Below are 26,982 nucleotides of genomic sequence, written 5' to 3'. Positions count from 1 at the left end.
GTTGGGGGGCGGCGGCGGGCGGCTGGGCAGGGGAGTGCTGCGGAGGCACGCCGAAGCCGCCCGAGGTGTCCTGGCCCTGCTGCGGGACGCCGTAGCCGCCGGACGTGTCCTGGCCCTGCTGGGGAACGCCGTAGCCACCCGACGTGTCCTGGCCCTGCTGGGGTGCCGGCTGCTGCGGGTAGCCGTAACCGCCGGCCGCGGGCGCGCCCGGCGCGGACTGCTGTTGCGGGAAGCCGTAGCCACCCGTGCCGGGGCCGCCCTGCTGACCGGCGCTCGGCGTGCCCTGGGGCGGGGTGGCCTGCGCGGGCGGCGCCGGCTGCTGCTGGGGCACGCCCTGGGCGGGCGGCTGCGCCGGGGGAGTGTGCGGTCCCGGGCCCTGTGGCGCGGCGCCGGGCGGCCCGGTGGGCGACCCGACGGGCGAACCGGTCGGCGGGGGCGGCGTGGGCCGGCCGCCGTCCTGTTGTCCACCGGACGAGGAACCACTTTGCGTACTTTGGGCGTACCAGGCGGGAGGTGTGTAGACGATTTCGAACTCGCCGGTGAGATCCACCTCGTGATCGTCCCCGTCCGAGGAAGGGCTCCCGCCGTTGTACTCGGACCGATCCCTGTTCACTGCTTGCCTCCTGGTCAGCCACTGCTGCTGAGCTGGTCGTCGTCGCGGCCGGGCGGACCGAGTGGCTAGTCCCACGCGACTGCGATCGTCACCGCACCACCAGAAGCCTAATCACTCGCATGGCGGGACGGAAAAGCCCCCATGGGGGCGGACGCTATAGCCCCGGGTGTGTGGACGGAAGGGCCTCATGGTGCGTACGGAGGCCCTGTGGCCGAGCCCTCGCACCACCCTGTGGCCGAGGCCTCGTACTCCACGTGGCCGAAGTCTCGTGACGCTACGTGGCCGAAGTCTCGTAACTCCACGTGGCCGAGGCCCCGTTCGCGCCCCGCTCCCGGGACGACGACCTGTCAGTCCATACGACGGGCCACGCCGAGCAGTCCCGTCTCCGCATCGGTGGGTTCGGTCATGACGAACTTCTGATGCTTGCGAGTGCACCACAGGGCGACGCCGTCGTGAAGGGTCGGCAGGTGCTGGAGTTGCTCCTCCGGGATCCCCAGGGTGTCGCGTACGGCCTCGGTCTCGTAGGGCGAAATGCGCTGAATCCCCACCAGATGGGCCTGGGACAGCCAGCGCGGCGCGTGCTCGCTGACGTACGGCAGCACCGTCACCACGGCCTGCCACGGCACCGACGTCACCCGGCCGCGCGGCGGTCGGATGCCGCAGTCCCGGATCAGCACGACCGGGCTCGACACCGACGGGCCCTGCGCGGGCACCCGTCCCACCGGATACACCGTGACGCACTGCTGGCCGCCGCCCGCCGCCTGGGCCAACTGCTGCCAGGCCTGCGGACGGCCGGTCTCCACACCCACGCGCGCACCCGTCGCGGCGGCGCGCAACGCCAGCACCTGGGCGAGCCACAGTCCGCCCACGAGCACGACGTCGAACGCGGTAGGCCGGGACAGGCCGAGCACGGCGGGCTGCGACTCCGGGTCGGTGCCGATCAGTACGCCGTCGTCACCGATGGGCATGCTGATCGCCGCGAGCTCGTCGACGGTGACGACATGGCGGTTCCGCCGCGGGCCGCGCAGCCCGAACCCCGGGCTGAAGATGCGCCGTTGCTGCTGCGGTGCCTCCGGCTGCCGGCCGATGATGGGGATCATGCCGGTGTCGGTGGGCGAGGCCACATGGGCCGGAGTGCGTCCGGGGGCCCGGCCGCCCTGCTGCCCGGGGGGCATGGTCGAGGCGGGGTGGGACATCAGTGCGTACCTCCGAGCGGCAGAGTGGCGAGGGCTCCGGGGACCTGTTCCCGGTCGAGACGGACCAGGCCGACCTTCGCGGCACTCGCGGCCCGCTCCAACTCCCGCCCCACCTGGCCGAGTTCACTGTCACCGCGGGCGGTGACCCGGACGTGCCCGGTGAGGGCGACACCCCGGTTGCCGGCCTTGCTCAGGGTCATGCTGAACGTCGTGGCGAGCACGGGCAGCGAGGTGAACCGCGTCACCAGCTCGGGCAGTGCCACACCGCCACTGCCCAACTGCGGCCAGCGGGACACCCAGTACGTGGTGTGCCACCGGTCGTCGACCCGCCAGGTGCGCACCGCCTCGACCGTACGGCGCTGCGGTGTGCGCCCGTCCTGGGAGTGCTGGGCGTTGGCGCGCGGGTTCAGACAGCTGGACGTCGCCAGCGCCTGCACCAGCTCGGTCTCGTCGAGGATGGTCGCCTTGAACCCGGCACCGGCGAGCCGGCTCGCCAGCTGGTCGGCGACCCGCAGCAGGGCGCGCTGCGCACCGGGAACGCCGTCCCCGCGCGCCTTGACCGCCTCAGGGCACAGCTCCGGGTCGAGCTTGAGGGCGACCCAGGTGAGGCGGAGCGCGGGGGAACCGGCCTGCGCCTGGAGAGGGCCGTACGAACGCGCGGCCAGCGACTGCGAGGGCAGATGCGGCGCGGGCGCCGGCTGGGTGTGCTGCACGACCTGGACGGAGGCCAGACGGATCCCGTCGACCTCCAGGGCGTCCTGGACCAGCCTGAGCGGCAGCTGCCGGTCGCCGGCCGCCGGACGCAGCGGCTGGTCTCCCGGCTGGACGAAGAGAACGGCGGTCAGGAAGGAGCCGTCGCCGATCATGCCGATCGAGCGGTCGTCACGGGAGACGAAGGAGTACGTCCGCAGCGCGGGGTCGCACTCCACGACCGGGGCCAGCATCGCGTCGGTCCCCGGCGGAACGGGCTGCTTGGCGTCGCGTCGGCGCTGCCGCAGCGCGCGCGAGGTCTCGTACCACTCGGGCAGCGGACGGCGGCCCCGGCGCAGGACCGCCAGGAGCAGCAGCAGCGCGGCCACGACAGCGGCCGGGATCAGCAGCCAGGACTGGTCGGCGGCCCAGGCGGCCAGCATGACCGCCGCCGCGAGCTCCACCAGGATGAGCTGCTGGAGCCGTACCGGACCCAGACCGCCCGGGCGGGGCAGCGTGCGCGGCGACGCGGCGGCGGGGGCGGCGGGCGTGGCTGACGTACGTCTGCCGCCGCCCGGACCTCCCTGTTGCTGCTGTGCGCGGCGTCCGCGCCGAGTGCTCGTAGCGCTGGTCATCCCCCGGGACATCCCTTTCGCGAAGTAGTGGCCGTGGGCCGGGCCGGATCCTCTGTGTCCGAGAGGTCGAAGAGGTCGATCCCGGCGACGGGCCAGGGGCACCGATGGCCCTCAACATCCATGCGGGTGGCTCACGGTACCCGCTGCGGAACACCGGGCGACACAGGGGACACCCAAAACCCAGGTGGTCAGCCTGTCATGGACCGACCCCGCATGGTGGAGCGCTGTGGTGAAGCTCTGTGAAGATGCGGGGGCGGCCGCACACCTGATGGATCGTCGCCCGGCGGCGCAAGGCATAGTAGGGGCCTGCGTGACGGAGCCGGCCCTAGGTCGTGTCCGGCCGGTCCGGACAATGCCGGCCATCGCGGTCGCGGTCGGACATCGCACCACGCAACACGATCGAGCATCACAAACGGGAGACACGGGGACCATGGCAAAGCGTCGGGATGAGCTCGCCGCCTACACGTTCGCTCGCAAGCGCACCGTCGCGGCGTTCCTGGCGCCATCGCCGGGCGGCTCGGAGGAAGGCGCTCCGCGTCCCATCCGTACGGTGATGCCCAGCCTCGGTGTGGGCCTGGTGCTGGTCATCGGGTTCATCGCGTGGGGCGTGATCAAGCCCACCGCGCCCAAGGGCTGGGACACTCCGGGCGAGTACATCATCGTCGACAGCGACTCGACGACGCGGTACGTGGTCCTCGACCCGGACCCGAAGGACGGCAAGGTGGAGAAGGTCCTCCACCCGGTCCTCAACTACGCCTCCGCCAAGCTGCTGCTCGACAAGGGCAAGGGCAGCGTCCTGGAGGTCCCCGGCAAGGAGATCGACAAGAGCGGGATCCGGCACGGCGCGACCATCGGCATCCCCTACGCCCCCGACCGGATGCCGTCCAAGGACGACGCGCAGAAGCCGAAGACCTGGGCGGTGTGCGAGCGCCCCGTCGAGGGCGCGGCCCGCGCGATCGACCGGGCCGTGTTCGTCCTCAACGCCGACGACGCCAAGGTGCTCGACAACGCGGGGAAGGTGGATCCGCGCGAGGCGCTGTACGTCCGCGACTCCAGGACCCAGGTGGACTACCTGGTCGACAGCAAGGGCACCAGGTTCCAGCTCGGCGGTCCGGCGCTGGACAAGCCCACGATGGAGAAGCTGCGCGCCGCCGCCATCGGTACCACGGCCGCGGGTTTCGAACCGCAGCTGGTGAGCTCGGAGTGGCTGAGCACGCTCAACGCGGGCGACGTGATCACGTTCCCGACCATCGAGGGCGCCGGGGGGCCGACCCAGGTCCAGGGACTCCCCGCCGACGCGTCGGTGGGCCGGGTGATCAAGACGGAGGACACGCAGGTCACGCAGTACTACGTCGTCCTCAAGGACAAGGTCGCCGCCATCACGCCCTTCGTCGCCGGCCTGGTCAGGGCGGCCTGGAGCCAGGACGAGAGCGCCGACATCAAGCTCGCGACGCCTCAGGTCATCGACGCCAACAACGGTGACACGCCGTCCTTCTACAAGGACAAGGGCTGGTTCGAGACCGTTCCGAAGCAGGCCAACTCCCCTGCCTCGGCGACCGCGGAGGCCCGCACGACCTCGTGCAGCGTCTACGGCGGCACCATCGGCCAGGGCAACAAGCCGCAGCTCGCGGCCTGGGCCGGGACGGCGTACCCGAAGCGGATCGTCGCCGACTCGCTGAGCGCCTACGTCTCCTCCGGCTCCGGCCTCCTCTTCACGGAGATCACCGGTACGGCGGCCGGTGGCGGTGGGCAGTACCTGCTGACGGACACGGGCCTGCGCTACTCGCTGCCGAAGACCAACGACAGCGCGGCGAAGGGCAACGGCGGCGACTCGGCCTCGGGCGCCGCGGACTCCTCCGGCGGCGACGCCAGTGAGACGGACAAGGCGCGCACGCGGCTCGGCTACGAGGACGTGACGAGCCCCGCGATCGTGCCGCAGACGTGGGCCGCGTTCATCCCGAAGGGGCCCATGCTGGACACCGGCAGCGCCGCCCAGGAACAGAGTCAGTGACCCGCCAACGGTCGTACGTGCGCACGCACTTGAGAGTAAGACGGCGCGAGAGTCACAGGATGATCGCTCAAGTGTGTGAGCCGTGTAACTGATTGGTCTTGCCTGTGGTTGAGTGACAGGCTGACGATAGAGTGTTTGCAGCGCTCAAGCGTGCGAAGCATTCGTCCGGGCACCGGTACAGGTTTCCCGGATCAACGACGACATGGGGGAAGGTTCATCATGGCCGGCCAGTTCCGGGTAACAGAGGACGAACTCACCAAGCTCTCGGGCGACATCAACACCGTGAACGGTCAGCTGCAGGGCGAGATCCGCCGCCTCAACGGAGTGATCGACCAGATCGCCGGCGGCTGGAAGGGCCAGGCGGCCCAGTCCTACCGCCAGCTGCAGGATCGTTGGAACCAGGACGCGAAGAGGATGAGTGACATCCTCAACGACATCAAGGAAGCCGTGGACTCCACGCGGAGCAACTACTCCGCGTCGGAAGAGCAGCAGAACGCCGAGATCAGCAAGATCATGTCGGACTTCGGCTGATCGAGCCGTACCGGCTTGAAGGGCTTCGGTCCTTCCGGACTCCGGACCCTTCAGATCCCCCTGATCTCCACCGACTTCCTTCGATTTCATCCTGAAAGGGACTGACGATGTCGATCCTCGTCAATTACGCAACGATCACCAACGCGTCCACGGACGTGAAGTCCACCGCCGGCCGCATCAAGCAGCAGCTCGACGACCTCGAGGCCGCCGTCAAGCGCGTCGCCAGCACCTGGGAGGGCGAGGCGCAGGAGGGCTACCAGCGCAAGCAGCGCGAGTGGGACAAGACCGCCGCCGACCTGCACGCCACCCTGCTGAAGATCTCGACGGCGCTCCAGAGCGCGGCCGAGAACTACCAGGCCACGGAGAAGAGCAACTCCGCGACCTGGAGCTGAGCCCGTCGGCGGCCCAAGGGGCATGAGATGAAGAGATTCGGCCCAGCCGACGCCACAGCGTCCGCTGGGCCGTCCTCTGCTTCGGGGGCCTCCACAGCTTCTACGGAACGGCCTGCACCCCCTACAGGGATGCACACAGCAAATTCCGCAAACATTCACACGCGTCGCAACACCCGCGACACACACATGACCCAGCTTCGAAGGAAGCAAGGAAGCCCTGGGGGCCTGAAGAGATGAGGGGCCTGAACTTGGTGGGCCTGGACGTGGCGGGGCTGAACGCGGCGGGCAGGACGGCCCGCTCGCGCAGCCGCGCCGGCCGAGGCGGTGGAACCCGCGCACTGCAGCGGGCTTTCGGCGTGCTCGCGGTGACGGGGATCTGCCTCACGACGGCGCCGCCGGCGATGGCAGGAGCGGGGGTGCCGGGGGATTCTGGGGTGCCGGCTGGTTCGGTGGTGCCGGCGGATTCTGGGGTGCTGCCCGCTGGTTCCGTGGTGTCGGCTGGTCCGGCGGTGTCGGCGGATTCCGCGATGTCGACTGCTTCGGCGGTGCCGGCTGGTTCGTCGGCCTCGGCTGATTCCGAGGTGTCGGCTGGTTCGGTGGCTCCCACCCGCCTCGCGGACTCGGGCAACACCGCCTCCGGCCGTTCCGGCTCGGGTGACTCCGACAGCGCCCGCTTCGGCCTGGCCGACAGCTCGGAATGCGTCTTCGGCGGCGACAACATCAAGTCCACGCCCTGGTCGCTGCAGCGGATCCTCCTGGACCAGCTGTGGGAACAGGCCACGGGCAAGGATGTCAAGGTCGCGGTGATCGACACGGGTGTCGACAAGTCCAACAAGCAGCTGACCGGCGCCGTGGCAGGCGGACGGTCCTATGTCGGTGGCTCCGGCACCCAGGACCTCGAAGGACACGGCACCCGGGTGGCGGGCATCATCGCCGCCCGCCCGTACAAGGGCACGGGCTTCGTCGGCATCGCCAAGGACGCGGACATCCTCTCCTACCGCTACACGGGAGGGGAGGGGGAGAAGGGCCAGGGCAACGCGGGAACCATGGCCGACGCGATCGGGGACGCGGTCGCCGACGGCGCGAAGATCATCAACATCTCGTCGGACACCCAGAACAAGCAGGACGACGACACGCTGCGGGGCGCGGTGGAGAGCGCGGTGAGCAAGGGCGCCCTCATCATCGCCGCCGCGGGCAACGACGGAGCCGACGGCAAGTTGGCGAAGACCTACCCCGCCGCCTACGACGGCGTCCTGGCGGTGGCGGCCTCCGACCGCAACGACGAGCGCGCCCCCTTCTCACAGGCGGGCGACTTCGTTGACGTCGCGGCACCCGGCGTCAGCATGGTCTCCACGGTCCCCCTCGGCGGCCAGTGCACCGCCGACGGCACGAGCTTCGCTGCGCCGTACGTCGCGGGGGTCGCGGCCCTGCTGAAGCAGAAGTACCCGGAGTGGAACGCCGCCCAGATCGCCACCCGCATCGAGGAAACCGCCCAACGCCCGGGCCGCAAGCCCAACCCCTTCATCGGCTGGGGCGTCGTCGACCCGGTCGCCGCGCTCACGGACGAGTCCGAGCCCGGCGAGTCCCCCGAGCCGGACCCACCGGTCGCGGCCGGCTCGGGAACCCGCGTCATCCCGATGGCCGTGACCATGGGGGAGAGCGAGGCGGAACGCGAACGCCGGGTAGCCATCTATGTGTTGGGCACGGGGCTGGCTCTTGCGCTTGTGGTTGCGGGGGGTGGGGTTGCTGTGCGGGACTGGCGTAGTCGGCGGGGTGAGTCCACCGGGCGATTTGGATCGGCTGGGCGAGCTGCCTCGGCTGGTCGGTCCGGGTCGTCCGTCAGCGGGGTTGGGCGATGATTGGGCACCGAGTGGGTGCTGACAACTTGAGGAACAGGGGAGAGGACAACGGGGTATGAGTAACGGGATGCGGGTTGATCTGAGCGAGCTGGATGAGGTCATCCGGAAGCTCTGGCGCCTGCTGGACGACATGGACAAGGCCGGTACCACGTCGAAGTACGACACCACAATTCCAGAACATGCCTTCGGTCAGACTTCAGGTGAAGTGGAGTTCCACGAGGCCAAGAATCTCCACGCGGCTCAGACCCAAATGAAGACCAAGATCGAGAGCATCATCGAGACGCTCCATGGGCTGATCGACGACTTCAGCACGAAAACCTCGAAGGTCCGGGACAGGTACAACAACGAAGAGGCCGAGGTCAAGAAGAGCGTCGGGGGCGACTCGGGCGGATCTACCAAGGGCCAGTTGGCAACGAGCTAGTTGGGTTCCGGAAAGCACTGACGAGGGGAAAAGAGTATGGCCGACAGCCCGCAAGACTTCCAAGCCAACAACCAGGTCCAGGAAAACCAGGACAAGGCTAGGGCGACAGAGCAGCAGAACAACCATGACCGCCTGATTGAGTCCGACAAGGTCTCGCGTAACAGTGTGCCTTACAACCGTGCGACCGAGAACGGGGAGACGCCGTTCGTTAAATACTCGGTCAACGGCTTGCGCAAGATGATCATGGATTCCCAGCCCGGAAAAATTTCGGAGGTTGGAACCCACTGGAAAATGGTCCACAACATCCTGTCCGGCGGCGACGGTGACGGCGCGACTGGCGGTGTGGACCAGGTATCCGCGAAAGACAGCGTCGCGGGCATGTTGAAGAGCGCGGTCGATGCGGTCCTCCAGCACTGGGAAGGCGATGCGGCCCGAGCCTTCAAGCGCCGGGCGGATGAGATCGCGGTCCAGATCCAGAATGGGTCTGCGCACGCCAACTTCACGGCGGAGCAGCTCTTTGCGATCAGCAAAGACCTCGACGCCGCCAAGGCCAAGATGGCAGACATTCACGAACCGTCCAAGCTGGAGAGCGCGGGCGACAAAATGAATGACAACGCCAACCGCGATGACTCCCAGGCGCACAAGGATCTGGCCGCGGGCGTCAGCGCCGGCACTGTTGCCGAGGCGAATGAGAAGAACTTGTCGCTGGGCATGGAGCGCCGACTGCAGGCCATGGCGGTGATGGAGCAGTTGGCGGCCAACTACAGGGTTTATGGGAAGAACCTCAGGCAGTCCGGCGAGAATCGAGATGACAAGAAAGGCATCGAGCCCCCCAACACCAATGTGACGATGCCTCCTCCTATCCCGATGCCGGGACCGTCAGCTGGCGGTCCTGGTGCGGCCCGTGCAGGCAACAAGCCGTGGAGCGCAGGTTCGACTGCCAGCATCAAGCCAGCTCCCACAGTGCCTCGCGATGCTGGCATCACTGGGGGTTCCCAGCTTCCCCCCGCCAAGACAAACGTGGACAGTATCGCCCCGGGCCTGACAGGGACCGGCCCCAACGCGGGCACCGGCGGTGTCGGCGGTGGCGGCGGCGGTCTCGGCACAGGCGGAGCTCAGAGCTCAGGCATCGCGGGTGGCGGAGTGCCCGGTCTGGGTGGCGCTGCCGCGCGCGGCGGGATCGGGGCCGCAGGCGGTCGTAGCGGTTTGGCCGGTGGCGGAGCGGCAGCAGGCCGTGGTGCCGGAGGCCGAGCCGGCATGGGCGGCATGGGTGGTGCCGGAGCAGGCGCGGCCGGTCGAGGCGGTGCCGGAGCAAGCGGTCGTGGAGCGCTCGCGAAGTCTCGTGGCGGCGTGGTTGGTGCGGCGAAGGGGGTCACGGGCAAGGGTGCCGGCGGCGGTGCTGGCTTGCACGGCAGCCGGGGCGGTACTCAGCGCGGCGCCATGGCCGGCGGAATGGCCGGTGGCACCGGCCGTAACGGTCGACGGTCTGAAGAGAACAGCCAGGGGGACCGTCCCGACTACCTGGTCGAGGACGAAGAGACCTGGATCTCGGAAGAGGACCGCAACCGGAACGTGCCGCGAACCATCGAGTAGGCAATACGAGCGAGCCGCACGGAGAATGCGTGCGGCTCGCTCGCATGAAGACTGGCGGAACCAGTCATAGTCGAGTGAGGAGCAAGGAATTGAGTTTCAAACGCGTCTCGTCAACGGCAGGGGTCATGGCTATGACGGGAGCTTTGCTCCTCACCTCAGCTCCCACTGCCTCAGCGGACTACATCCGTGATAGGCAATGGGTCATCGACGTCATCGATTTCAAGAAAGTTTGGGCGGAGTCACAAGGCGAAGGCGTAACCGTTGCCGTCGTTGACACGGGAGTGGACGGAAGCCATCCCGATTTGACCGGACAGGTATTGAAGGGCATGGATGTCACCGGAAGTGGTGATGCCCAGGATGACACCAACGGTCATGGAACCGGCATGGCAAGCCTCATCGCCGGTCATGGACACGGAACGAATAGTTCTGCGGGCGTTGTTGGCTTGGCACCCAAGGCCAAGATTCTTCCAATCAAAGCATCTTCTACAGGGGACGATTACCGCGGCGATCAGTGGGCGGAGGGAGTCCGATACGCAGTTGATGAGGGTGCAGATGTGATCAATCTGTCATTTGCTGACCCTTCTGCTGTGCCTGACTCCAAGGGAGCTGAGGCAATCGACTACGCGTTGCAGCACGATGTTGTTGTTGTGTCAGGAACGGGAAATGACGGAATTACAGGTGTGGAGTACCCGGCCAAACTTCCAGGTATGGTTGCGGTCGGCGCCATCGATGAGTCGCTGAAGGTTTGGAAGAAATCAAATTTCGGTCCCGGAGTGACGCTGGCTGCTCCAGGGGTGAATATTGCCCGAGCAGACACAACCGAATCTAGCGGATACGCGGAGGGCAGTGGGGTCTCCGACGCAACCGCCTATGTCTCCGCAACTGCCGCACTGGTTCGGGCCAAATATCCGGATCTGACCGCAGGCCAGGTCATCAACCGCCTCATCAAATCAGCCACGTTCCTCGATGAAGACGTCAAGAAGGTACCTGACGAGCAGTATGGCTACGGCATCATCCGCCCGTACGCGGCACTGACAAAGGACATCCCCAAGGGCCCCAAGCAGGGCCCCCTCGCCCAGTCCTCGCCGTCCACGTCCACGAATTCCGGCGCCGCCTCCGACGACAACGACAGCACGAGTCAGGTCGCCAAGAAGAAGAAGTCCTCCTCGGGCAGCATCCTTCTCATCGCCGGCATCGCAGGCGCCGTGGTCGTCCTCGGCATCCTCTTCGCAGTAATCCGCAGCCGCCGCAACGGTGGCAGCAGCGGCTCCGGCTCCGGCAGCGGAACTCCTTCCCACGGCACGGGATACCCGCCCCAGCCCCCGACGGGCTATCAGCAGTACCCCAACACGGCTCCCAACCAGGGCTACCCCACACCTCCGGGACAGTCCCCGCAGCAGCCAAACCCCTACACCCAACAGCCCCCACACCAAGGGCAGTAGGAGAGCAATTTCCTCGTGGGGAGTGGTGAACTGGAACCACCGGAGCTGAATTCTCCAGGTGCGGTTGATGAGATGGCATCGCGTACCGCGAACCGTTTCGTCACCGCCCTGTTCGAGATCGCCATCGTCGCACCTTGGCTGCTCCTCGTCAGTTCGATCATGTCTGGCAAGTTCCTGTGAACGACAGCGTTGGATCTGATCGGTAGGAACATTGGTCTTCTGGACATGCTGCGCGGGTACCGCGCTGACAGTCGTGCCCTAAAGAGGCCGGGGGGAGGTACTCACGCGACAGCCCTGTTGTTCTGCCTCGGCGTACTCGCGACTGTGCAGTGAACTAGATGCCAAGAACGAGAAGGGATCCTCCCCAATGGGCCTCGTGGTCCTTGCAGTTGGTGTTGTCGGCCTAGGCGCCGTTATTGGCGCCGTTGTCGTCTTCGTCGTACTGCGCAGCCGGCGCAACTCTGCGAACGGAATTTATCAGCAGCACGTGGGCGGCTATCCACACCAGCAAGCGATTCATCCGACCGCTCAACAGCCGTATCCCACCGCACTTCCCAACGAGGGATACCCGGCGCCTCCCACACAGCACGCGCAGCACCCCAATCCCTATGCTCAACAGCCTCCTTATCAGGGGCAGTGATTTCCGCTTGGTTGCGCCTGGCCGCCAAGCGTCATCTGCGACTTCAGGGCACATAGGCTGAGCGTCGAATTTCGTGATCAAAAATGCTTCCTGCTGACTCGCACTCATCCCGTCCAACATTCAAGGAGTAATGTACTTCATGGGGGAGCACTTCAAGACGGACATAGACCAGCTGGGACAGTTCCTCAAAAGCCTTGAGGGCTGTGTCAGGGATCTCGATGAAGCGCGGACCGCTCTGGCTCACGTTCGTGCCGACCAGATCGGGACCAAGCGTCTAGACGAGGCGTGCGACGGATTTCAGGAGCGCTGGAAATACGGATCCGAGCAAACTAAGAAGATGGTGGAAGCTGTCAGTGAGGGCGTGAAGTCCAATAAGAAGGGCTACGAAGAGGTCGAGGAAGCCTTGGAGAAGGCCTTCAAACACATGGCGGAACAGGCCACCTCAGGTGGAGGCGGCGCGAAGTAATGGCAGCGAACCCCTATCCCGATCTCGGTTGGAATCCCGTACCTGGCATCCCCAGTGAAGTCAACGCCTTGAGGCAAAAGGTTGCTTCGGCTGCCACCGCGCTCCGTAGCTGTCATACGCAGCTCAACAAGCTGGTCGGTGAGAGCAGCTACTGGGAGGGAGACGCGGCGAAGGCGTTCCGGGAAGCTATTGACGGTGAACTGCCGACTTACATAAAGAACGCTGCCCGTTCCTTGGAAAAGGCGGCGGCGCAACTGGGCAACTGGGACGGCTACCTTACGTCCAACCGTGACCTGGCGCAGAAGTACAACGATGCTGCGGCTGAGAAGAGGTCAGCGATTGCGTCGGCCAAGGAACGTCATGCCCAGGCCGAGAAACACCCGGATCTAGGGCTCGCCGGGCAACAGTTCCCGTCGCAAGAGGAGGCCGACGCGGCGACTGCGCGGCTGCGAGCGGCAGAGCGCAGTTTGAACGACGCCACCATTGCCCTGAACAAGGCCAATGGTGAGTACGACGATGTCATCGCGAAGGCGCGTGAGTTGGAGACCACTCATGCGGACAACGCTGAGACGGTGGCGAAGTCTCTCGACGACGCCACGGACAAGCTGGCCCCGAAGGAGCCTGGCTGGCTGAGCAAGGCTGTAGATGCCATTTGGGACGGCATCAAGGCAACTGGTGAGTTTTTGCTTGAGCACGCGGGCACCATTGGTGCCATCGCTGGTCTGCTTGCGCTCTTCCCTACGCCGCTGGCGCCGTTGTTCGCGGGCATCGCCTTGGTGGCCAGCGCGGCTTCCATGGCCAAGAACTTCGCCGACCCCGAATTCAGAGATGCGTTCCTGCCGTGGGGGGATAAATTCGGGTGGAATATGGACACTTTCTCTGCATATGCCTCCTTCGGTTCTGACGCGCTAGGCATGATTCCCGGGGGAACGGCGCTGGGCACGGCAGGACGGGAGATCGCCGACGGCCTGCGGATGGCTGACAACATGGGTGTGGCAGTGAAGAATACTGAAAAGGTGACCGAGTTCGCGCGAGAGTTCGGCCACGTCTTTAAAACGACTGCCAAGAGTGACGTCGATGATGCTTGGGCAGCGGCTGGTGCCAGCGCCACCGGCTCTGCCAAGTTGCTGGGCAATATCAGCGCCAACGGACTGAACGTTGTAGCGAACTCCATCTCTTCCCTCGAAGCCGAGGGCGTCGTGTCGAAGGAAGGCAGCGCTCACAACGCCGCAGAGGTCACCAAGGCTGGCGCTGGCCTCTACGGACTTGCAGGGATGCTGAAGCTCGTATGACGTATACCGCCACAGATCTCGAAAGGCAGATTGCCGAGTGACCGAGCTCATGACAGGGCCAGCGAGCGAGCGGGAGCCAGCCTTCTGGTATGCGATTCCGCATGGCTACATGCAGTTGGATCTCAACCCGCCGGTGGAGCAGATCGAAGGGCTGGTCCGGCAAGTACTGAACCTGCCGGACGAGATGCGTTACCGTGCGGAAGAAGTCCTGCGGTTTTACGCCGGTGTGGTTACCTCGTTGAATGCGAATCGAGTACAAGCCTGTCTGATCGGTTCGCATCCGGACGATGCCGGGGGGATAGCCTTCTCCGTGCTCACCGTCTCGACAGTCCCGGCGGCCGGGGTCAACGCCAAGCTAGTGATCGCCAGCCTGGCAGGCACGGCAGCCACTAACCACGACGAAGGCATGCGACCCCTGGAGTTGCCGTGCGGTTCAGGTTTCATCGCAGAGAAGAAGCTTGTCACCACCGCACCGGGCCGGCCGTCGGAGGGGAGTGACACTCCTCCGCAAGGGCAGGTCTGGCAGGGGACGGTCGCACTGACCGGAACCGGTACTCCCGACATCATCATGCTCCAGCTGGTGACTGCCTCAGTCGACCTCGCCGACGACTATAGGAATATCCTGCTCGGGGTTGCGCACACGGTGACGTTCACCGACCCTTCGCTGCCTGCAGCCGGGAGCAGTCCGGAACCCGAGCATGGGACCGTAGCTGCCATGGTGCGCAGCGACTTCGGGTGAGGAAGGAGACCCAGTGACGAGCCCAACGGAGGCACCCGATGTGGAGCAGGTGCTAAAGCACAACAGGCGCGCATGGGCGAGGCACGTAACAGGACGTACCGCGCTCGGCTTGGCTCTAATTTCATCGTCGTTCCTACTGCATGCAGCGGGAGCTCCGGACTCCTTCTTGACGGCACTTCCTGTACCTGCCGGGTTTTTCGTCCTGCTGTTTCTGATTCTCCGCACCCGGCATGGGCGACGCCTCGCCGCCTGCGAGAGAGTGCTGCGCACCTACTCCCTTGAATACCGCACGCGGGTGGACAAGAAGAGCGAGCAATGGCGGCTACTCGGCAGTGTGTTCACCGTCAAGGTCTCCACTCGTGGTCAGCATGGCGCACCACTGATGCGTGCGGTCAACGCGTCAACGGTTCGCCGCTGGCCCAAAGGCGCTGAAGAGAGAGGTGCTTGGGTTGCGGGTGATTTCCCCTTTGGCGGCGTCCTGATCGTCCCCGGCACCGGTGACATGCTGTTCATGCAGCCATCGGACTGGCACAAGTTCGCCGACGAGCGTGAAAGGGCCGATGCCTTGCGAATCGAGCGGGCGCAGCAGGCTGGGCTCACCCACCTGGTGGAGAAGGAACCGAACATGACCTACGCGTATTAAGGCGTCTCGCGCGAGGCTGTGTTCGGGCAGGTCAGACGGTGTGAGCTGGATCAGGGTGGCACGGGCTCACGTCCTAGGTCGGTCGGCGTACGGACAACAGCCGCTTGTGTGGATACGGCTGACGCCGAGGATGGAGGGCGTCAGCCGGACTGGCCTGCTGCCGCGAGTTGCCGACCCCGGTTGACCCGACCGGCGACCTACGAGGCAGCGAGCTCGCACCAGACGTACTTGCCCCGATTGCCGTTTCTGGATTGTGGCTGCCACCCCCATACGTCAGCACAGACGCTGACCAGCGCAAGGCCGCGGCCTTCCTCCGCATCGACCATGTCGCCCAGCTTCGACGGAGGTTCGGGTGGCTCCGGGTCGGAGTCCCAGGTCCCGATACGCAGCGTGCCCCCGCGCCAACGCAAGCGCAGGGCGGCGGGGCCCTTGGTATGGCGTACGGCGTTGGAGGCCAGCTCCGTCGCGAGGAGTTCCGCGGTGTCGACGAGACGGATCAAGCCGTGCATCGTGAGGATCAGGCGGACGGTACGGCGGCAGACGGTGACGGCGCGTGGGTCGTTCGGGATGTAGAGAGAGTACTCCCAGGGTTCGCTTTCGGGCATGACGGGACTCCTGTCGAGAGGAAGGGGAGTTGGTCAAGACTGCGGGAGTGCGGGCGGTGGCAGTGCCGCAGCCGTCATGGCATGACGGAGTGGTGCGCTTCCGGGGCTCTGAGGTTCCGCAGCGTGTGCGTTGCTTCACCGAAGGTAGGTCTGAAACTTAGTACCGTGCAAGCTGTTCACGTAATCTGACGCCCGAACGGGGCAACTACGCCAGCGAGTTGAACCAGGGAGTTTGAACATGGCGACACGGCGACATCCGACAGCTCGGCAGACGCGCCTGGGCGCTGAGCTGCGCAAGCTTCGCGATGCCGCAGGGCTCAAGGCCACCGAGGCGGCGACGCTACTCGGGGTGAGCTCTGTCCAGATGAGTCAGATCGAGTCCGGCGTCGCAGGCGTCAGCGAAGAGCGCGTACGTCGTCTAGCGGCTAACTACGCTTGCTCGGACTCCGAGTTGATCGACGCCCTGGTGTCCATGGCCACTGACCGGACCCGCGGCTGGTGGGAGGACTACCGGGGCGTCCTCCCTGCTGCCTACCTGGACCTTTCCGAACTGGATCATTACGCGACGTACCGCCAGGACGTGGCGGTCATCCATGTGCCCGGGCTCTTCCAGACAGACGCGTATGCACGCGCCCTTTTCACCTACATGAATCCGGAGTTCCCCAAGGACGAGGTGGAGCATCGGGTGACCCACAGGATGAGGCGGAAGGTCATTATCGAAGGCCCCGACGCAATTCCCTACGACGCCTTGATCCATGAGGCGGCTCTTCGTATTCAGGTGGCCGGCCGTGACGCCTTCCGGGCTCAACTGGCCCGCATCCTGGAGCTGTCCGACGCGGAGCACGTGACTGTGCGCGTCATCCCGTTCGGCCTGGACGACTTCGCAGGTGCTGGAAGCGCGATGGTATACGCCGGTGGAGAGGTGGCTTGCTTGGACACCGTCGTGCGCGACGCACCGCACGGTACGGGCTTCATCGACTCCGAAGCGCAGTTGGAGCACTTTCGAAGGCTCTTCCGTAGGGTGAAGGAAGCGTCGCTCACCCCAGAGCACTCACGCGACCTGATCAACCAGGTGGCCAAAGAACTGTGAGGACAGCCATGACCGCCCCCGCCCAGTGGAAGAAGTCGTCCTTCTCCGGCGGTGGTGAGGGCAATGACTGCGTTGAGATAGCGAACCTTCTCACCCGGGTCGCGATACGCGACTCGAAGGCTCCGGCCCAGGGCGGGATCTCCTTCTCGGCCGGTACCTTCGCGGCGTTCATCAGCATCCTCAAAACCGACACCGGTTGTGAAGCCGACAGGCCGTAGCGTGTCGATGGCTGGACCAGCCCGGGTGTGCAGCCAGAGTCGGCACGTAGGCCGCAATTGAACCACCGGTGCCTCGCACACGAGTCGAGCCAAGGGTAGGGCTCTTCGCTCGGGAGGAGTTTCCTGAGGAGGCCGTCTAGGTCTGTTGCCTACCTGGAAGCCCGCCCGCGCCGGCTCCCCGGTCTCGCAGACGCGCAGGGCATCTGCTGCCCCACCCGTTCAACAGCCCCGGGCGCCTCGTCGCGGATTTCCTGTTCGCAGAACTTTCACGACTACAGGCGACGTGGACTGCGGCGTTCATGGCGAGCAGGCGTCGCACCATCAGGGCGGGAACCTTCACTGAGATCGTTATGCGAGCTCCACGGGAGGGGCTACGCCTTGCGCCTGCGAAGGTCATAAGCTGTCGTGAGACTAGCGGGGGCGCTGAAGGGTGCGCGAATGGCTCTAGTTGGGCTGCGCAGCAACCTGGGTTGCGAGTCAGTCGAGATGCAGGCTCTGTCACGAGAGGCCGGACCACCCTTCGTGCTCCCTCGCAGATAGCTGTGAGAGGGAAGAACCGATGTCTTATCCCACGCCGCCGGGAAGCGGTAACCCATATGGGCAGCCGTCCCCGCAGAGTGGTTGGCAACCGCAGTGGCAGGGGGCAGGCCATGCGCAGCCGCCCGCCCCGGCGGCGCCTCCGGGGCCGCCGCCGACCCAACCGGGGCCGTCTCAGTACGGCGCGTACGCCCCGCCCGGGAGCCCTGTCCCGGGGAACCCCATGCCCGGGGCGCCTGTGCCCCCGTCGGGTGGGGGCAGCACCGCGCGAAAGGTCATCGGAGGGCTGCTCACCGTGTTCGGCGTGCTGGGCATGCTCGGTGGCGGTGCGCTGGCGGCTCATGCGTACAGCAATAGCCAGCAGTCGATTCCCAACTCCGCCTATGGGCCGACGCTGTGGCGCAACGAGACCACGGACCGGCTCTTCCCGGCGACCGTCGGCGAACCGCCCAGCTATAGGTACGACGCGGCGGACAAGCAGGTCGCGCAGTGGAGCCGTATGGGCATCTCCCAGGACACCTCGTGCTCCGAGGGCCTCAGCGGAGAGACCAAGGAGACCGCAGAGCGGCTCGGTTGCGAGGCCGTTCTGCGTGCCACGTATGTGGATCTCACCGGCGAGATGGTCGCCACCGTCGCGATCATCGTGCTGCCCAAGGGCACTGCCGGCCAGGAGATGGGCGAGTACTTCGACGACCAGGAGCATGCGGACGTCCCTGATGCCGCCGTGGTGCCGTTCGCGGTGCCGGGCACGCTCGCCGCGAAGTGGCAGGGGAACAGGCGCAACGGCATGGGCGGAGAGGCCCTTGGGGGCGACTCCTTCCCCTATGCCATCGCTGTCACGACCGGCGCCGTCAACGGCCGGACCTCGGGCAACCTGCCCGGCGAGTTCGGCGACTACGGCGCGAACGGCGAAGACAGGAAGCCCTGGATGGACGCTGCGAACGCCCTCAGCGAGACCTTCCACACCCATCTCGGGAACCTTGAAAGGTGAGCCCCGCAGTGAAGTTCCGGACCATACGCGCGACCTCGACCGCGGTCGCTCTCACGGGGCTGCTGTGCACGCTGGCCACCGTGCCGGCTCAGGCAGCCACCACGCCGGTTGGCTGGGAGGGCCCGGCACTCGGTCTGTCGGCGGCCCAGCAGTTGAGCCAGGGCGACGGAGTGACGGTTGCGGTCCTCGACAGCGGTGTGTACGCGGACCATCCAACACTCAGGGGAAAGGTCACCACCGGGCCCGACTACTTCAAGGACGGGCTGAAAGCAGGCGACTCGAAGTGGGGGCAGCACGGGACGGCCATGGCCTCGGACGTTCTCAAGGTGGCCCCGAAGGCCAAGATCCTCTCTGTTCGCGTCATCGATGACAAACACGAGGAGGAACGCACCCAGGAGGAGCTGGAGGAGTCCTTCAGGAAGGGCAACAACCCGATCGCGGACGGCATCAACTACGCGGTCAGGAACGGTGCCGACGTGATTTCCATGTCGCTCGGAAGCGACAACCTGTTCAGCTCCTACGACGAGGACGAGGCTGCTGCCCTGGCCTACGCCGCACGCCAGGGCGTGACGGTGCTCGCCTCGGCCGGCAACGCGGGCGACGTGCTCAACGGCGCCTCGTACCCGGCTGGTTACGCGGGCGTGATCGCCGTCGCTGCCACACAGCAGAACGGCACACGCGCCGAATTCTCCAGCGTGCACACCTACAACGATGTGGCCGCACCCGGAGTCGACATCATCAGCGCGACCAACACCGGTGGTTACAGACAAGGCAACGGCACTTCACCGGCTTGTGCGCTGGCCGCCGGTGTCGTGGCGCTCATGAAGGCGAAGAATCCGAAACTGACCCCCACCCAGGTGAGCGGCGTACTCATGGCCACCACCCATCGCCCGGCGGGCGGCGCCAGTGCCCTGCTCGGCTACGGCAGGATCAACGCGGCCGCGGCGGTGAAGGCTGCCGGGTCCCCTCCCAAGGACGGGACTGGGCCGGTGGCGTACAAGGGCAAGGAGCACCTGGCTACGCCGGACGGCACTCCGAAGACGACGCATCCCGAGATGGAGCAGGAGGTGTGGCTGACGGGCCTGATCGCCGCCGGTGTGGGGTTGGCGGCCCTGGCCGGCGGTGTGCTGCTGGCGTGGTCCGGTCGGCGGAAGCCACCTGCGCGGACGCCCGTGATGCACCATCAGGGCCCTTTCCCCGGCTGACTCTCTGCGCCCTACGGCGAGGCCTCGTCGCCAGATGGCACGTCCTGGTGACGAGGCTTGCTCCTCCCATTCCGACGAACGAGCCGGAGCCCCGTCACACGAAGAACACCACCAGCAAGCTCACAACAAGCCCAACCACCCCCACCCCCACCAGCACCAGGCAAGTACGGAACAACCCCTGCGCGGACGCCCCGCCGGAGATGAACCCCGTGACGGCGCCGAACGTGCCGATGGCGAGGGAGATCAGCGCACCGAAGAACCATGCACAGCCGACCGCGATGGCCCCGACCCACCCGTGATCCAGCTTGTACGAGGTGTCCCCGGTCTTGATGGCCTCGATGACATAGCCACGCTGGTGCAGCGCATCGCTCTTGAGTTCGGCGTTGAGGTCCTTGACGGAGCCGTCGGTGGACGTGAAAGTGCCGTAGCACCAACGGGTCTTGGTCTTCTTCCGCGAGCTGCTCGACGTGCTGGAGCGGTACTTGTAGTCGACGGTGCAGGTGTCGACAGTGAGCTTGCCCGGGGTGGCCGTGGCGTAGGTGTACGGGCCGAGGTAGGCGCCCAGGGCCAGGAGGACGAGGCCTACGAGGATCAGGCCCGCGCCGATGAGGCGGCCGAGGCTGGTTCGGTCGCCGGGGCCGGCGGAGTCGGGCGCGGCGTTCCCTTGTACTTGGGTCATTGAGGGTTCCTCAGGAAATGGGGGGACGGAGCGGTCAGAGGACGAGGGCGCAGACCAGCGCTGCCAGGGCGCCCAGTGCGAAGAGGCCGCCGAGGGCGGGGCCGGTGACGGTTCGGGCGGGCAGGCGCTGCCAGGAAGCCGAGAGGCCGGGGCCGCCGCGGCCGCCGAAGCCGGTCAGGAGGCAGAAGATGCCGACGGCCAGCACGGAGAGGCAGAACGCGAGAATCGCGGCGTCGTCGCCGGGGCCGCGGTCCTGCGGTTGCTCGAAGGTGTCGTCCACCTGGATCACGGGGATTTTCGAACCGGATTCGAAACGCGACGATGTTTCCACCACCACGTCTTCGTAGGTGCCTTTACCGTCCTGCGCGCTCCAGTTTCCGGTGCAGCTGAACTTGAGTTCCGTAGAACGCCTGTGCGTGCCGTAGTGGGTCTTGGTGTGTGTTTCGCATGAAGAAATCGTGAGGGTTCCCTCGGTGCCGTCACCTGCGAGTTCACTGCGCAGTTCCGGAATGGTCACCGCGGCGACGACCGCGGCCACGAGGAGCAGTCCCAATCCGAGGAGTCTGCCCATCCACAGACTCCCCGTGCTGCCGTAACGCGGCTGTGTAGTCACCACTTTTGGCGTCCCCTTGAATAACTTGACGATCTCTTGACTGCTGGGTTTGGCAGGGCTGTGCGCCAGGAGTCTAAGGTATCGGTCTGTCGTCCAATATGAACTACGGCAAGGGGAGTTCGGGGGAGAGCCATGGAGTTCGACACCTTTAACGTGGACACGGATGTACTCCTGCGGCAGGGCGGGAAGTTCACCGACCTCGGAGGTGATTTCTCGACCGCGTCCAAGCGGCTTCAGGACGCCCTCGAAGCACTGGGAGAGCCCTGGGCGGATGCGGACTTCGGGGAGATCTTCGGCCAGGTCTACACGCCGATTCGCGACGGGATCTTCACATCGATGGACAGCCTCGCGGAACGGCTTCAGAAGATCGGTGACAACCTTCAGGGTATGGCTCGCACCTACGACGCGTCGGATGCGTCGAACAGTGGGCTGATGGACAACATCTCCGGCCAATTCTGAATCTTCTCCGGTTGATTCCGAATCTCCGGCCGATTCCGGATCTCCGGTGCTTCTGATCAACCAGCCAACTCCAATTAAATTCGGGGGCTATTCGCATGTCGCTCACACTTCCCGGTGAGCTTGTCTGGGTACTCGACCTCCTCGGCTACACCTGGCCGGAGGTCGACGAGGAAGCGCTGCACAAGGTCGCCGAGACCTGGCGGGCCTTCGGCGACGAACTCGAGGAGATCCAGCGGGAAGGCGAAGGCCTCGCCCGTACCGTCGTCGCCCACAACTTCGGTACGGCGATCGACGGATTCAGCAAGGACTGGGGCGCCTACACCGGCGCGAACGGCGAGGACCGTTATCTGCCGGACGCGAAGACCGCATGTGAAGTGATTGCCTTCGCTTTCGACGCGGCCGCGGTGGCGGTACTCGCGGCGAAAGTGGCCGTCATCGCCCAACTCGTCGCCCTCGCCTTCGAGATCATCGCGGCGCAGGCGGCGGCTCCCTTCACCTTCGGACTGTCCGAAGTCGGTGCGCTCGGCGCCACACAGGCCACCCGGCTGATCGTCCGGGAGCTGCTGGACCGGCTCAAGCGGGAGGTCATGGAGGCGGTCACCAAGGCCATGGAGCACGCGACCATGGACGCGGTGAAGAAGATGGCCAAGGAGCAGCTCGAGAAGATCACCAAGGAGAAGGTCAAGCAGTTCGCCAAGGACCAACTCAAGGAGCAGGGCAAGCAGTTCGTCCAGGAGAAGGTGGTCGACGCGGCCAAGGAGAAGGCCACGGAAGCCGCTGTCGGAATGGCGCAGAACATCGGCCAGCAGAGCATCGAGACGTACTTCGACGCGCGGTCCGGCATCGACCTCGGCGAGACGGCGGACGTGGCCAGGACGGCGGCCGGCGAGTACGTGGACGGCCTCAAGAACGAGGTCACCGGCGGCGAGGGCTCGACCGTCGCCGACTACGTGGATCCGGCGACGCACGTGAACAACGCCGTGGACGCCGCGACGGAGCGTGTCACCACGGCGGCCGGGGATCGCGTACAGCACGGCGTGGACGCGCTGGCCGGACAGGGTGCCCAGAGTGCGTCGGCGTCGGACGGGGCTGCGGCGGCCACAGCCTCCGGGGCGGGGTCCGGGTCCTCAAGCGGCGCCCAGTCCTCCAACAGGCCGGCGGCTGCCGCCTCCACGGCGAGCTCCGGTTCCTCGCAGTCCTCCGGTTCCTCCGGGGGCGCGGACGACTGGGCGCGAAACGAATTCGGGTGACCCGGACGGTGCACGGCATCGGTCGGCGGTAGGGCGGGCGGCGGCGAGCCGCACGCCCAACAAGCTCTCGCTGTCAGGGCGTTCACGCCCTCACACACCCGGGCAAGCAAAGCCCCGTACACCTACAGCAAAGGCCCGTGCGCTACATTCGTGGCAATGATCATGTGCAGCGCGAGAGGCCTTTTTCGGTGAGCAGGGCGGGCCGCGACCAGGAAACGCCCGCCGACAGGGCGAGGCCGATGGTGCCGGCGGGAGACGTGCTGGTCGGTCAGCACGCCGTCTCACTGGCGGCCAGGGCGCCGCGGCCCGGCTATTTCCGCCGTCCTCGCGCTCTGCGATCCGAGCGCCGCACGCTCGGCAGCTGGCTGATGCTCCCCGTGAACGGGATCGCGCGGCTGTGCGCCGTGAACTGGAATCCGTTCGAAGGCTTCTTCGAGGCAGCCATGTGGCGTGAGCCGAAGAAGCCGAACAGACCAGGTGAGCCCTTCCACGGCGGCTGGGACAGCATGGCCGGCCACCTGGCCCGCGCCCTCCTCCCCCGGACCAGGAACAGCACGGCTGTGATGCTCCAGCTGACCGACCGCCGCCTCCAGCTCGTGTACGTCTCCCGCGCGCGCTCCTTCACCGGCGTGCGCGGCCCGGTCGAGGTGGGATGGGTCACTGAACTTCGCAATGTGAGCTATGTCCGTGACCGGAGCGATGTGGCGGGCGGTGACCACGAGATCGGCTTTGCCGACGGTTCGTGGTGTTCGGTCCACTTCTGGGGTCACGGCTGGAGCCGAATGGCGTCGGCGTTTCCGGTCAGATTGAGCCATCTTGATCCGATTCCTGGTTGACCGGGAAAGAATTCACGGAATTACGGAATTGCGGGCATAGGCGAATCGATCCGCTCCCGGGGCGAGTGTTGAAGCGTTCGCAAGTGCGTTGGTAGGTTCACGCCGGTCGAGACACGCCGACCCTCCCGATGAGGTACCCCTTGGACAGCGCCCGTGACAGTTCCGACAAGCGCGTAGACGACTCCGAATTCCTGGAGATGACCCAGCAGGACCCCGCACAGGCAAAGATCCTGCGGCAGTCCCTGGAGCATCTCGCGTCGGGGCTGGGAGGCAATGCGCTCAAGGAGATGGCCCAGGAGGTCCTCTCCGGGCGTATGGGGCTGCGCGAGGCGGCCAATGTGTCGGCGTACGCCGAGGAGGCCGTGCAGCAGTCGGCTCCGCTCGCCGAGAAGTGGGCCGCCATGTCCGACCGCGAGCGTGAGGAGCTCGCCGCGGAGGGGCAGCACCGGCTCGAGGAGGAGCGGCGGCAGCTCGAGGAGGAGCGGCGGCGCGCGGAGTCCGAGAACCGGTCCGACACGAAGTCGCGTCACGACGGGCGCGGCTGGTCCTTGTACTGAGCCGACGCCGGCCACGCGTGGCCGTGGCTGTCGGCCGCGGCTGTGACTGTGGCCATGGCGGTGGCTGTCGGCTGTGGCCGCGGTCGGTCCGGCCGTACGGCCGACGGGTCAGCGGCAGCAGGTGATGGGGGAAGTATGGACTTTGATGTGAATCCCGACGCGCTCGACGGCTTCTCGAAGCTGATGGGGCGTGCCGCGGAAAGCGGTGAGAAGGCCGTCGAGTACGTCGGCCAGCACGCGCAGATCGAGAAGGGCGGCGGGGATCTCTACGACCTGGTCGCCGGAGACCACGACCAGTATGTGAGCGAGGCCAAGAAGGCCCTGGGCAAGGTCCGGGGCGTACTGGACTCCTCCACGAAGGAACTGGCGGGCTCGGCCAAGTACTACCGGGCGACGGATCACGACGAGGCGGCCAAGCTCGACGCCACCTATCCCGGTTCCAAGGCGCCGGCCGGTGCTTCCGGAGGAGACCCGCACGACTTCAAGGACGCCAGCGACGCGGGCGAGACGCTGAAGCCGCCGGACGGGGACAGCAACAACCCCCTCGTCAAGTACGTGTCGGGCCATGTGGACGAGTTCCAGATGAGCCCGGTGCAGAAGACGCTCGGCACCGCGCTCGACATCGGCAGCCCTTCGGCGATGGCCGTGGAGGCGTCCAAGCTGCTGTTCGACTTCGACCCCTTCGCCGTCTGCACGAACTGGGTTTTCGGCGACTGGAACAAGTACAACGACTGCGCCGACGTATGGGCCAATCTCGCGTCCTTCTGTGACGCGGTGGCCGCCAATGTGCGCAAGGGCAACCAGACCGTCGGCCTCAGCTGGAACGGCAACGCGGCCGACGCCGCCACCGTGTACTTCGACGAGTTCAGCAAGAAGCTGGACGAGATCAAGGAGACCTTCGAATCCCTGCGCACGTGTTACGCGCAGGCGGCGCAACTGGCGTTCCAGCTCGCCGAATTCCTCAAGTCGTTCCTGGTGTCGTTCTGCGATCTGCTCATCACCTGGATGGTCAACATGGCCGCCGCGTGGGCTGTCAACGCGATCCCGGTCGGTGGACAGGTCGCCTCGGCGGGCATGTTCGCGCTGGCCGCTGCGCAGGCCCTCCGGCTCATGCAGATGTGGTCGGAAGCAGCCATGACGTTCGACAGGTTCGCGATGGCGCTGAGCGGCATCGCCCTGGCCGCGTCGGCGGCCATCAACGGTTTCTCGGCGGCGGACGGATTCCCCGAGGTGGGCACGAGTGGTTACGACCACCGGGCCGTATAGCGGACGAAGAGGTAAGGATCGATGAGTTTCTTTGGCGGGGTCGACGACCTGGAGCGCTTCCTCACGCGGTCGTGCTATTTGAGCGTCGCGTCCGCTCCGGCCTCATGGGGCCTCATGATCTTCCTCATCGGAGACAACGGCTGGCGATTCAGCTTCCTTTTGAGTGCCGTCCTCCCACTGGTCGCCGCTTACCTGGGAATTCGCGGCAAGCGGGAAATCCGTACGGCCATGTCGGCCACCGCGTTCGGACTCGCCCTCGTCTCACTGCCGTTGATGCTGGGACTGGCGTATCTCGAAGGCTCGTAGCGATCGGCGCGCGGCCCGAGGGTGGTCCTCGACCGATAGGCTCGGCTGCCATGACGACGCATGGCGGTAACGCGGCGAACGGGTCGGAGTCCTCCGGTGCGAGCACGGACGAGTTGCGGGCGGGGTTCCGGGCTCAGGGCCGGTCGGAGGTCGTGGAGGAGGGGCGGCGGGACGCGCGGCAGGCGCGGGGGATGTACGCGGGGTTGGCCGGGCTGGTCGCCGTCACCTGCCTGGTCCTGATCGTCGTACGCCTCGGGCAGGGCGATGCGCTCGGTGTCTGGGTGGCGACATATGCCGTGGGTGTGGCGCTCGGCGGTTGGGGCTTTGTGCTGGGCCGGATCGGTCACACGCGGTGGGCGATGATGGTCACTTGCATCGGGGCGGCGTTGGCGGGGCTCGGTGACAGTCCCGTTTTCCGCTGAGGCGGGCTCAGTCCAGTTACCGACCGGACCCCGGGCGGTGGCCGCCCGGACCGGCACCTGAACAGACGTCAACGGGACGTGGACACAGACGTCACGCCTGGCGGCGCCTGCTGCCGATGAGATGGGCGAGGCCCCAGGCGGCCGCCGCGGCGAGGACCAGGCCGAGCGGAGAGAACCAGTCGACTCCGCCGTCGGTCTCGTTGTTCCACCAGCCCTTGGCCGGGATCAGAGGATCGACCTCCATCATGTCCCCGATGGCGGCGGGCGATTGGCGGTCGGCGATGATGAGCGGGATCGCGTTGGTGTAGCCGAAGAAGGCGCCGAGCGCGGCGATGATCGCCCCGCTGATGTGGGCGCCGACGTTGCGGCGGCCCACCATGCCGATCAAGAAGCCGACGACCGCGCCGTTCAGCAGCGCGTGACCCAGGTAGAGGGTGTTGGCCGTCGTGATCGTCTGGTCCTCGTAAGTGGCCAGGATGAGACCGCTGTAGAGCATCGAGACGATGACCGAGGCGAAGAACCCGAGGAAGACCGCGCCGACCGGATGACGGCCGGCATTCGGCTGCTGCCCGAAGGGGGGCGCCTGGAACGGCGGTGCCGGCTGCATCGGATACATCGGCTGCATCGGTTGCACGGGCGGCTGTCCCGGCACCGGCGGCGGAGCTCCGTGGTGCATCGGCGGTTGGCCGGGGGCCTGCATCGGGGGTTGCCCCGGAGCCTGCATCGGGGGCTGCGGAGGGCCGAATCCCGGCGCCTGCTGGGGCGGTGGGGGCTGGTTGTAAGGG

General features: G+C 66.4%; 29 protein-coding genes. 22 read left to right on the top strand and 7 right to left on the bottom strand.

From position 1 onward, the window contains the following. The 3 genes from L0P92_RS24175 to eccE form a co-directional block, all read right to left on the bottom strand. On the bottom strand, nucleotides 1-613 hold a 613-nt coding region (locus L0P92_RS24175), incomplete at its 3' end, for an SCO5717 family growth-regulating ATPase (RefSeq protein WP_308289750.1). 347 nt (nucleotides 614-960) lie between these two features. Continuing rightward, nucleotides 961-1,809, bottom strand: coding sequence for a hypothetical protein (locus L0P92_RS24170; RefSeq protein ID WP_234764959.1), 849 nt, complete (start codon nucleotides 1,807-1,809; stop codon nucleotides 961-963). Continuing rightward, nucleotides 1,809-3,134 carry a type VII secretion protein EccE gene (gene eccE / locus L0P92_RS24165; protein WP_234764957.1) on the bottom strand — a complete coding sequence of 442 codons (1,326 nt, stop codon included), beginning with the start codon at nucleotides 3,132-3,134 and terminating at the stop codon, nucleotides 1,809-1,811. The genes L0P92_RS24170 and eccE overlap by 1 nt, the downstream gene beginning before the upstream one ends. 430 nt (nucleotides 3,135-3,564) lie before the next feature. Between eccE and eccB the strand changes: the two genes are divergently transcribed. From eccB to L0P92_RS24110, 11 genes are all read left to right on the top strand, one after another. Further along, nucleotides 3,565-5,145: a type VII secretion protein EccB gene (gene eccB / locus L0P92_RS24160; RefSeq protein ID WP_234764955.1), complete on the top strand. Its 1,581-nt coding sequence runs from the start codon at nucleotides 3,565-3,567 to the stop codon at nucleotides 5,143-5,145. A gap of 219 nt (nucleotides 5,146-5,364) precedes the next feature. Next, nucleotides 5,365-5,676: a WXG100 family type VII secretion target gene (locus tag L0P92_RS24155; protein ID WP_048584643.1), complete on the top strand. Its 312-nt coding sequence runs from the start codon at nucleotides 5,365-5,367 to the stop codon at nucleotides 5,674-5,676. Between the two features lie 101 nt (nucleotides 5,677-5,777). Further along, nucleotides 5,778-6,068: a WXG100 family type VII secretion target gene (locus tag L0P92_RS24150; RefSeq protein ID WP_030053280.1), complete on the top strand. Its 291-nt coding sequence runs from the start codon at nucleotides 5,778-5,780 to the stop codon at nucleotides 6,066-6,068. Between the two features lie 596 nt (nucleotides 6,069-6,664). Then, nucleotides 6,665-7,927 (top strand): type VII secretion-associated serine protease mycosin, encoded by a 1,263-nt coding sequence (gene mycP / locus L0P92_RS24145; RefSeq protein WP_234764954.1) that lies wholly within the window; start codon nucleotides 6,665-6,667, stop codon nucleotides 7,925-7,927. 55 nt (nucleotides 7,928-7,982) lie between these two features. Further along, nucleotides 7,983-8,348 (top strand): hypothetical protein, encoded by a 366-nt coding sequence (locus L0P92_RS24140; RefSeq protein WP_234764952.1) that lies wholly within the window; start codon nucleotides 7,983-7,985, stop codon nucleotides 8,346-8,348. A gap of 36 nt (nucleotides 8,349-8,384) precedes the next feature. Further along, nucleotides 8,385-9,941: a hypothetical protein gene (locus L0P92_RS24135; RefSeq protein ID WP_234764950.1), complete on the top strand. Its 1,557-nt coding sequence runs from the start codon at nucleotides 8,385-8,387 to the stop codon at nucleotides 9,939-9,941. A gap of 89 nt (nucleotides 9,942-10,030) precedes the next feature. Further along, complete coding sequence (gene mycP / locus L0P92_RS24130; protein WP_234764948.1) at nucleotides 10,031-11,383, top strand: type VII secretion-associated serine protease mycosin; 1,353 nt, start codon at nucleotides 10,031-10,033, stop codon at nucleotides 11,381-11,383. 779 nt (nucleotides 11,384-12,162) lie between these two features. Further along, complete coding sequence (locus tag L0P92_RS24125; protein ID WP_234764947.1) at nucleotides 12,163-12,489, top strand: DUF6317 family protein; 327 nt, start codon at nucleotides 12,163-12,165, stop codon at nucleotides 12,487-12,489. Further along, nucleotides 12,489-13,781, top strand: a complete 1,293-nt coding sequence (locus L0P92_RS24120; RefSeq protein ID WP_234764945.1) for a putative T7SS-secreted protein — start codon at nucleotides 12,489-12,491, stop codon at nucleotides 13,779-13,781. The genes L0P92_RS24125 and L0P92_RS24120 overlap by 1 nt, the downstream gene beginning before the upstream one ends. Nucleotides 13,782-13,818: 37 nt before the next feature. Continuing rightward, nucleotides 13,819-14,520, top strand: a complete 702-nt coding sequence (locus tag L0P92_RS24115) for a hypothetical protein (RefSeq protein WP_234764943.1) — start codon at nucleotides 13,819-13,821, stop codon at nucleotides 14,518-14,520. 166 nt (nucleotides 14,521-14,686) lie between these two features. After that, on the top strand, nucleotides 14,687-15,163 hold the full coding sequence (locus tag L0P92_RS24110; RefSeq protein ID WP_234764942.1) for a hypothetical protein: 477 nt from the start codon (nucleotides 14,687-14,689) through the stop codon (nucleotides 15,161-15,163). Nucleotides 15,164-15,360: 197 nt separating this feature from the next. Here the strand turns inward: L0P92_RS24110 and L0P92_RS24105 are convergent, their stop codons facing one another. Continuing rightward, nucleotides 15,361-15,768, bottom strand: coding sequence for an ATP-binding protein (locus tag L0P92_RS24105; RefSeq protein WP_234764941.1), 408 nt, complete (start codon nucleotides 15,766-15,768; stop codon nucleotides 15,361-15,363). A 238-nt stretch (nucleotides 15,769-16,006) separates the two neighbouring features. Between L0P92_RS24105 and L0P92_RS24100 the strand changes: the two genes are divergently transcribed. From L0P92_RS24100 to L0P92_RS24085, 4 genes are all read left to right on the top strand, one after another. After that, nucleotides 16,007-16,858: a helix-turn-helix domain-containing protein gene (locus tag L0P92_RS24100; RefSeq protein WP_234764939.1), complete on the top strand. Its 852-nt coding sequence runs from the start codon at nucleotides 16,007-16,009 to the stop codon at nucleotides 16,856-16,858. 8 nt (nucleotides 16,859-16,866) lie between these two features. Further along, nucleotides 16,867-17,076 (top strand): DUF397 domain-containing protein, encoded by a 210-nt coding sequence (locus tag L0P92_RS24095; RefSeq protein WP_234764937.1) that lies wholly within the window; start codon nucleotides 16,867-16,869, stop codon nucleotides 17,074-17,076. A gap of 760 nt (nucleotides 17,077-17,836) precedes the next feature. Then, nucleotides 17,837-18,604 carry a hypothetical protein gene (locus L0P92_RS24090; protein ID WP_234764936.1) on the top strand — a complete coding sequence of 256 codons (768 nt, stop codon included), beginning with the start codon at nucleotides 17,837-17,839 and terminating at the stop codon, nucleotides 18,602-18,604. Nucleotides 18,605-18,612: 8 nt separating this feature from the next. Next, nucleotides 18,613-19,809, top strand: a complete 1,197-nt coding sequence (locus L0P92_RS24085; protein WP_234764934.1) for a S8 family peptidase — start codon at nucleotides 18,613-18,615, stop codon at nucleotides 19,807-19,809. A gap of 94 nt (nucleotides 19,810-19,903) precedes the next feature. Here L0P92_RS24085 and L0P92_RS24080 read toward each other — a convergent pair whose 3' ends face one another. Both L0P92_RS24080 and L0P92_RS24075 read right to left on the bottom strand, forming a co-directional pair. After that, nucleotides 19,904-20,488, bottom strand: a complete 585-nt coding sequence (locus tag L0P92_RS24080) for a hypothetical protein (RefSeq protein WP_234764933.1) — start codon at nucleotides 20,486-20,488, stop codon at nucleotides 19,904-19,906. Between the two features lie 34 nt (nucleotides 20,489-20,522). Then, nucleotides 20,523-21,059, bottom strand: coding sequence for a hypothetical protein (locus L0P92_RS24075; protein WP_234764932.1), 537 nt, complete (start codon nucleotides 21,057-21,059; stop codon nucleotides 20,523-20,525). 174 nt (nucleotides 21,060-21,233) lie between these two features. Between L0P92_RS24075 and L0P92_RS24070 the strand changes: the two genes are divergently transcribed. From L0P92_RS24070 to L0P92_RS24040, 7 genes are all read left to right on the top strand, one after another. Further along, nucleotides 21,234-21,560 carry a hypothetical protein gene (locus tag L0P92_RS24070; protein ID WP_234764931.1) on the top strand — a complete coding sequence of 109 codons (327 nt, stop codon included), beginning with the start codon at nucleotides 21,234-21,236 and terminating at the stop codon, nucleotides 21,558-21,560. A 95-nt stretch (nucleotides 21,561-21,655) separates the two neighbouring features. Beyond that, nucleotides 21,656-22,810, top strand: coding sequence for a WXG100-like domain-containing protein (locus L0P92_RS24065; RefSeq protein WP_234764930.1), 1,155 nt, complete (start codon nucleotides 21,656-21,658; stop codon nucleotides 22,808-22,810). A 137-nt stretch (nucleotides 22,811-22,947) separates the two neighbouring features. Further along, nucleotides 22,948-23,646: a hypothetical protein gene (locus tag L0P92_RS24060; RefSeq protein ID WP_234764929.1), complete on the top strand. Its 699-nt coding sequence runs from the start codon at nucleotides 22,948-22,950 to the stop codon at nucleotides 23,644-23,646. A 140-nt stretch (nucleotides 23,647-23,786) separates the two neighbouring features. Then, on the top strand, nucleotides 23,787-24,203 hold the full coding sequence (locus L0P92_RS24055) for a hypothetical protein (protein WP_234764928.1): 417 nt from the start codon (nucleotides 23,787-23,789) through the stop codon (nucleotides 24,201-24,203). Between the two features lie 135 nt (nucleotides 24,204-24,338). Continuing rightward, nucleotides 24,339-25,469, top strand: a complete 1,131-nt coding sequence (locus L0P92_RS24050) for a hypothetical protein (protein ID WP_234764927.1) — start codon at nucleotides 24,339-24,341, stop codon at nucleotides 25,467-25,469. A 21-nt stretch (nucleotides 25,470-25,490) separates the two neighbouring features. Further along, complete coding sequence (locus L0P92_RS24045) at nucleotides 25,491-25,775, top strand: hypothetical protein (protein WP_234764926.1); 285 nt, start codon at nucleotides 25,491-25,493, stop codon at nucleotides 25,773-25,775. A gap of 50 nt (nucleotides 25,776-25,825) precedes the next feature. Then, nucleotides 25,826-26,197, top strand: coding sequence for a hypothetical protein (locus tag L0P92_RS24040; RefSeq protein ID WP_234764925.1), 372 nt, complete (start codon nucleotides 25,826-25,828; stop codon nucleotides 26,195-26,197). Nucleotides 26,198-26,288: 91 nt separating this feature from the next. Here L0P92_RS24040 and L0P92_RS24035 read toward each other — a convergent pair whose 3' ends face one another. Continuing rightward, entirely contained in the window at nucleotides 26,289-26,813 is a 525-nt protein-coding gene (locus L0P92_RS24035; protein ID WP_234764924.1) for a hypothetical protein, read from the bottom strand. Nucleotides 26,814-26,982: the final 169 nt, after the last annotated feature.

It is taken from the genome of Streptomyces muensis, assembly GCF_021474425.1.
Classification (GTDB): Bacteria; Actinomycetota; Actinomycetes; order Streptomycetales; family Streptomycetaceae; genus Streptomyces; species Streptomyces muensis.
The sequence above is the reverse complement of the archived record's forward strand: the minus strand, read 5'-3'. Positions and strand labels throughout refer to the sequence as shown.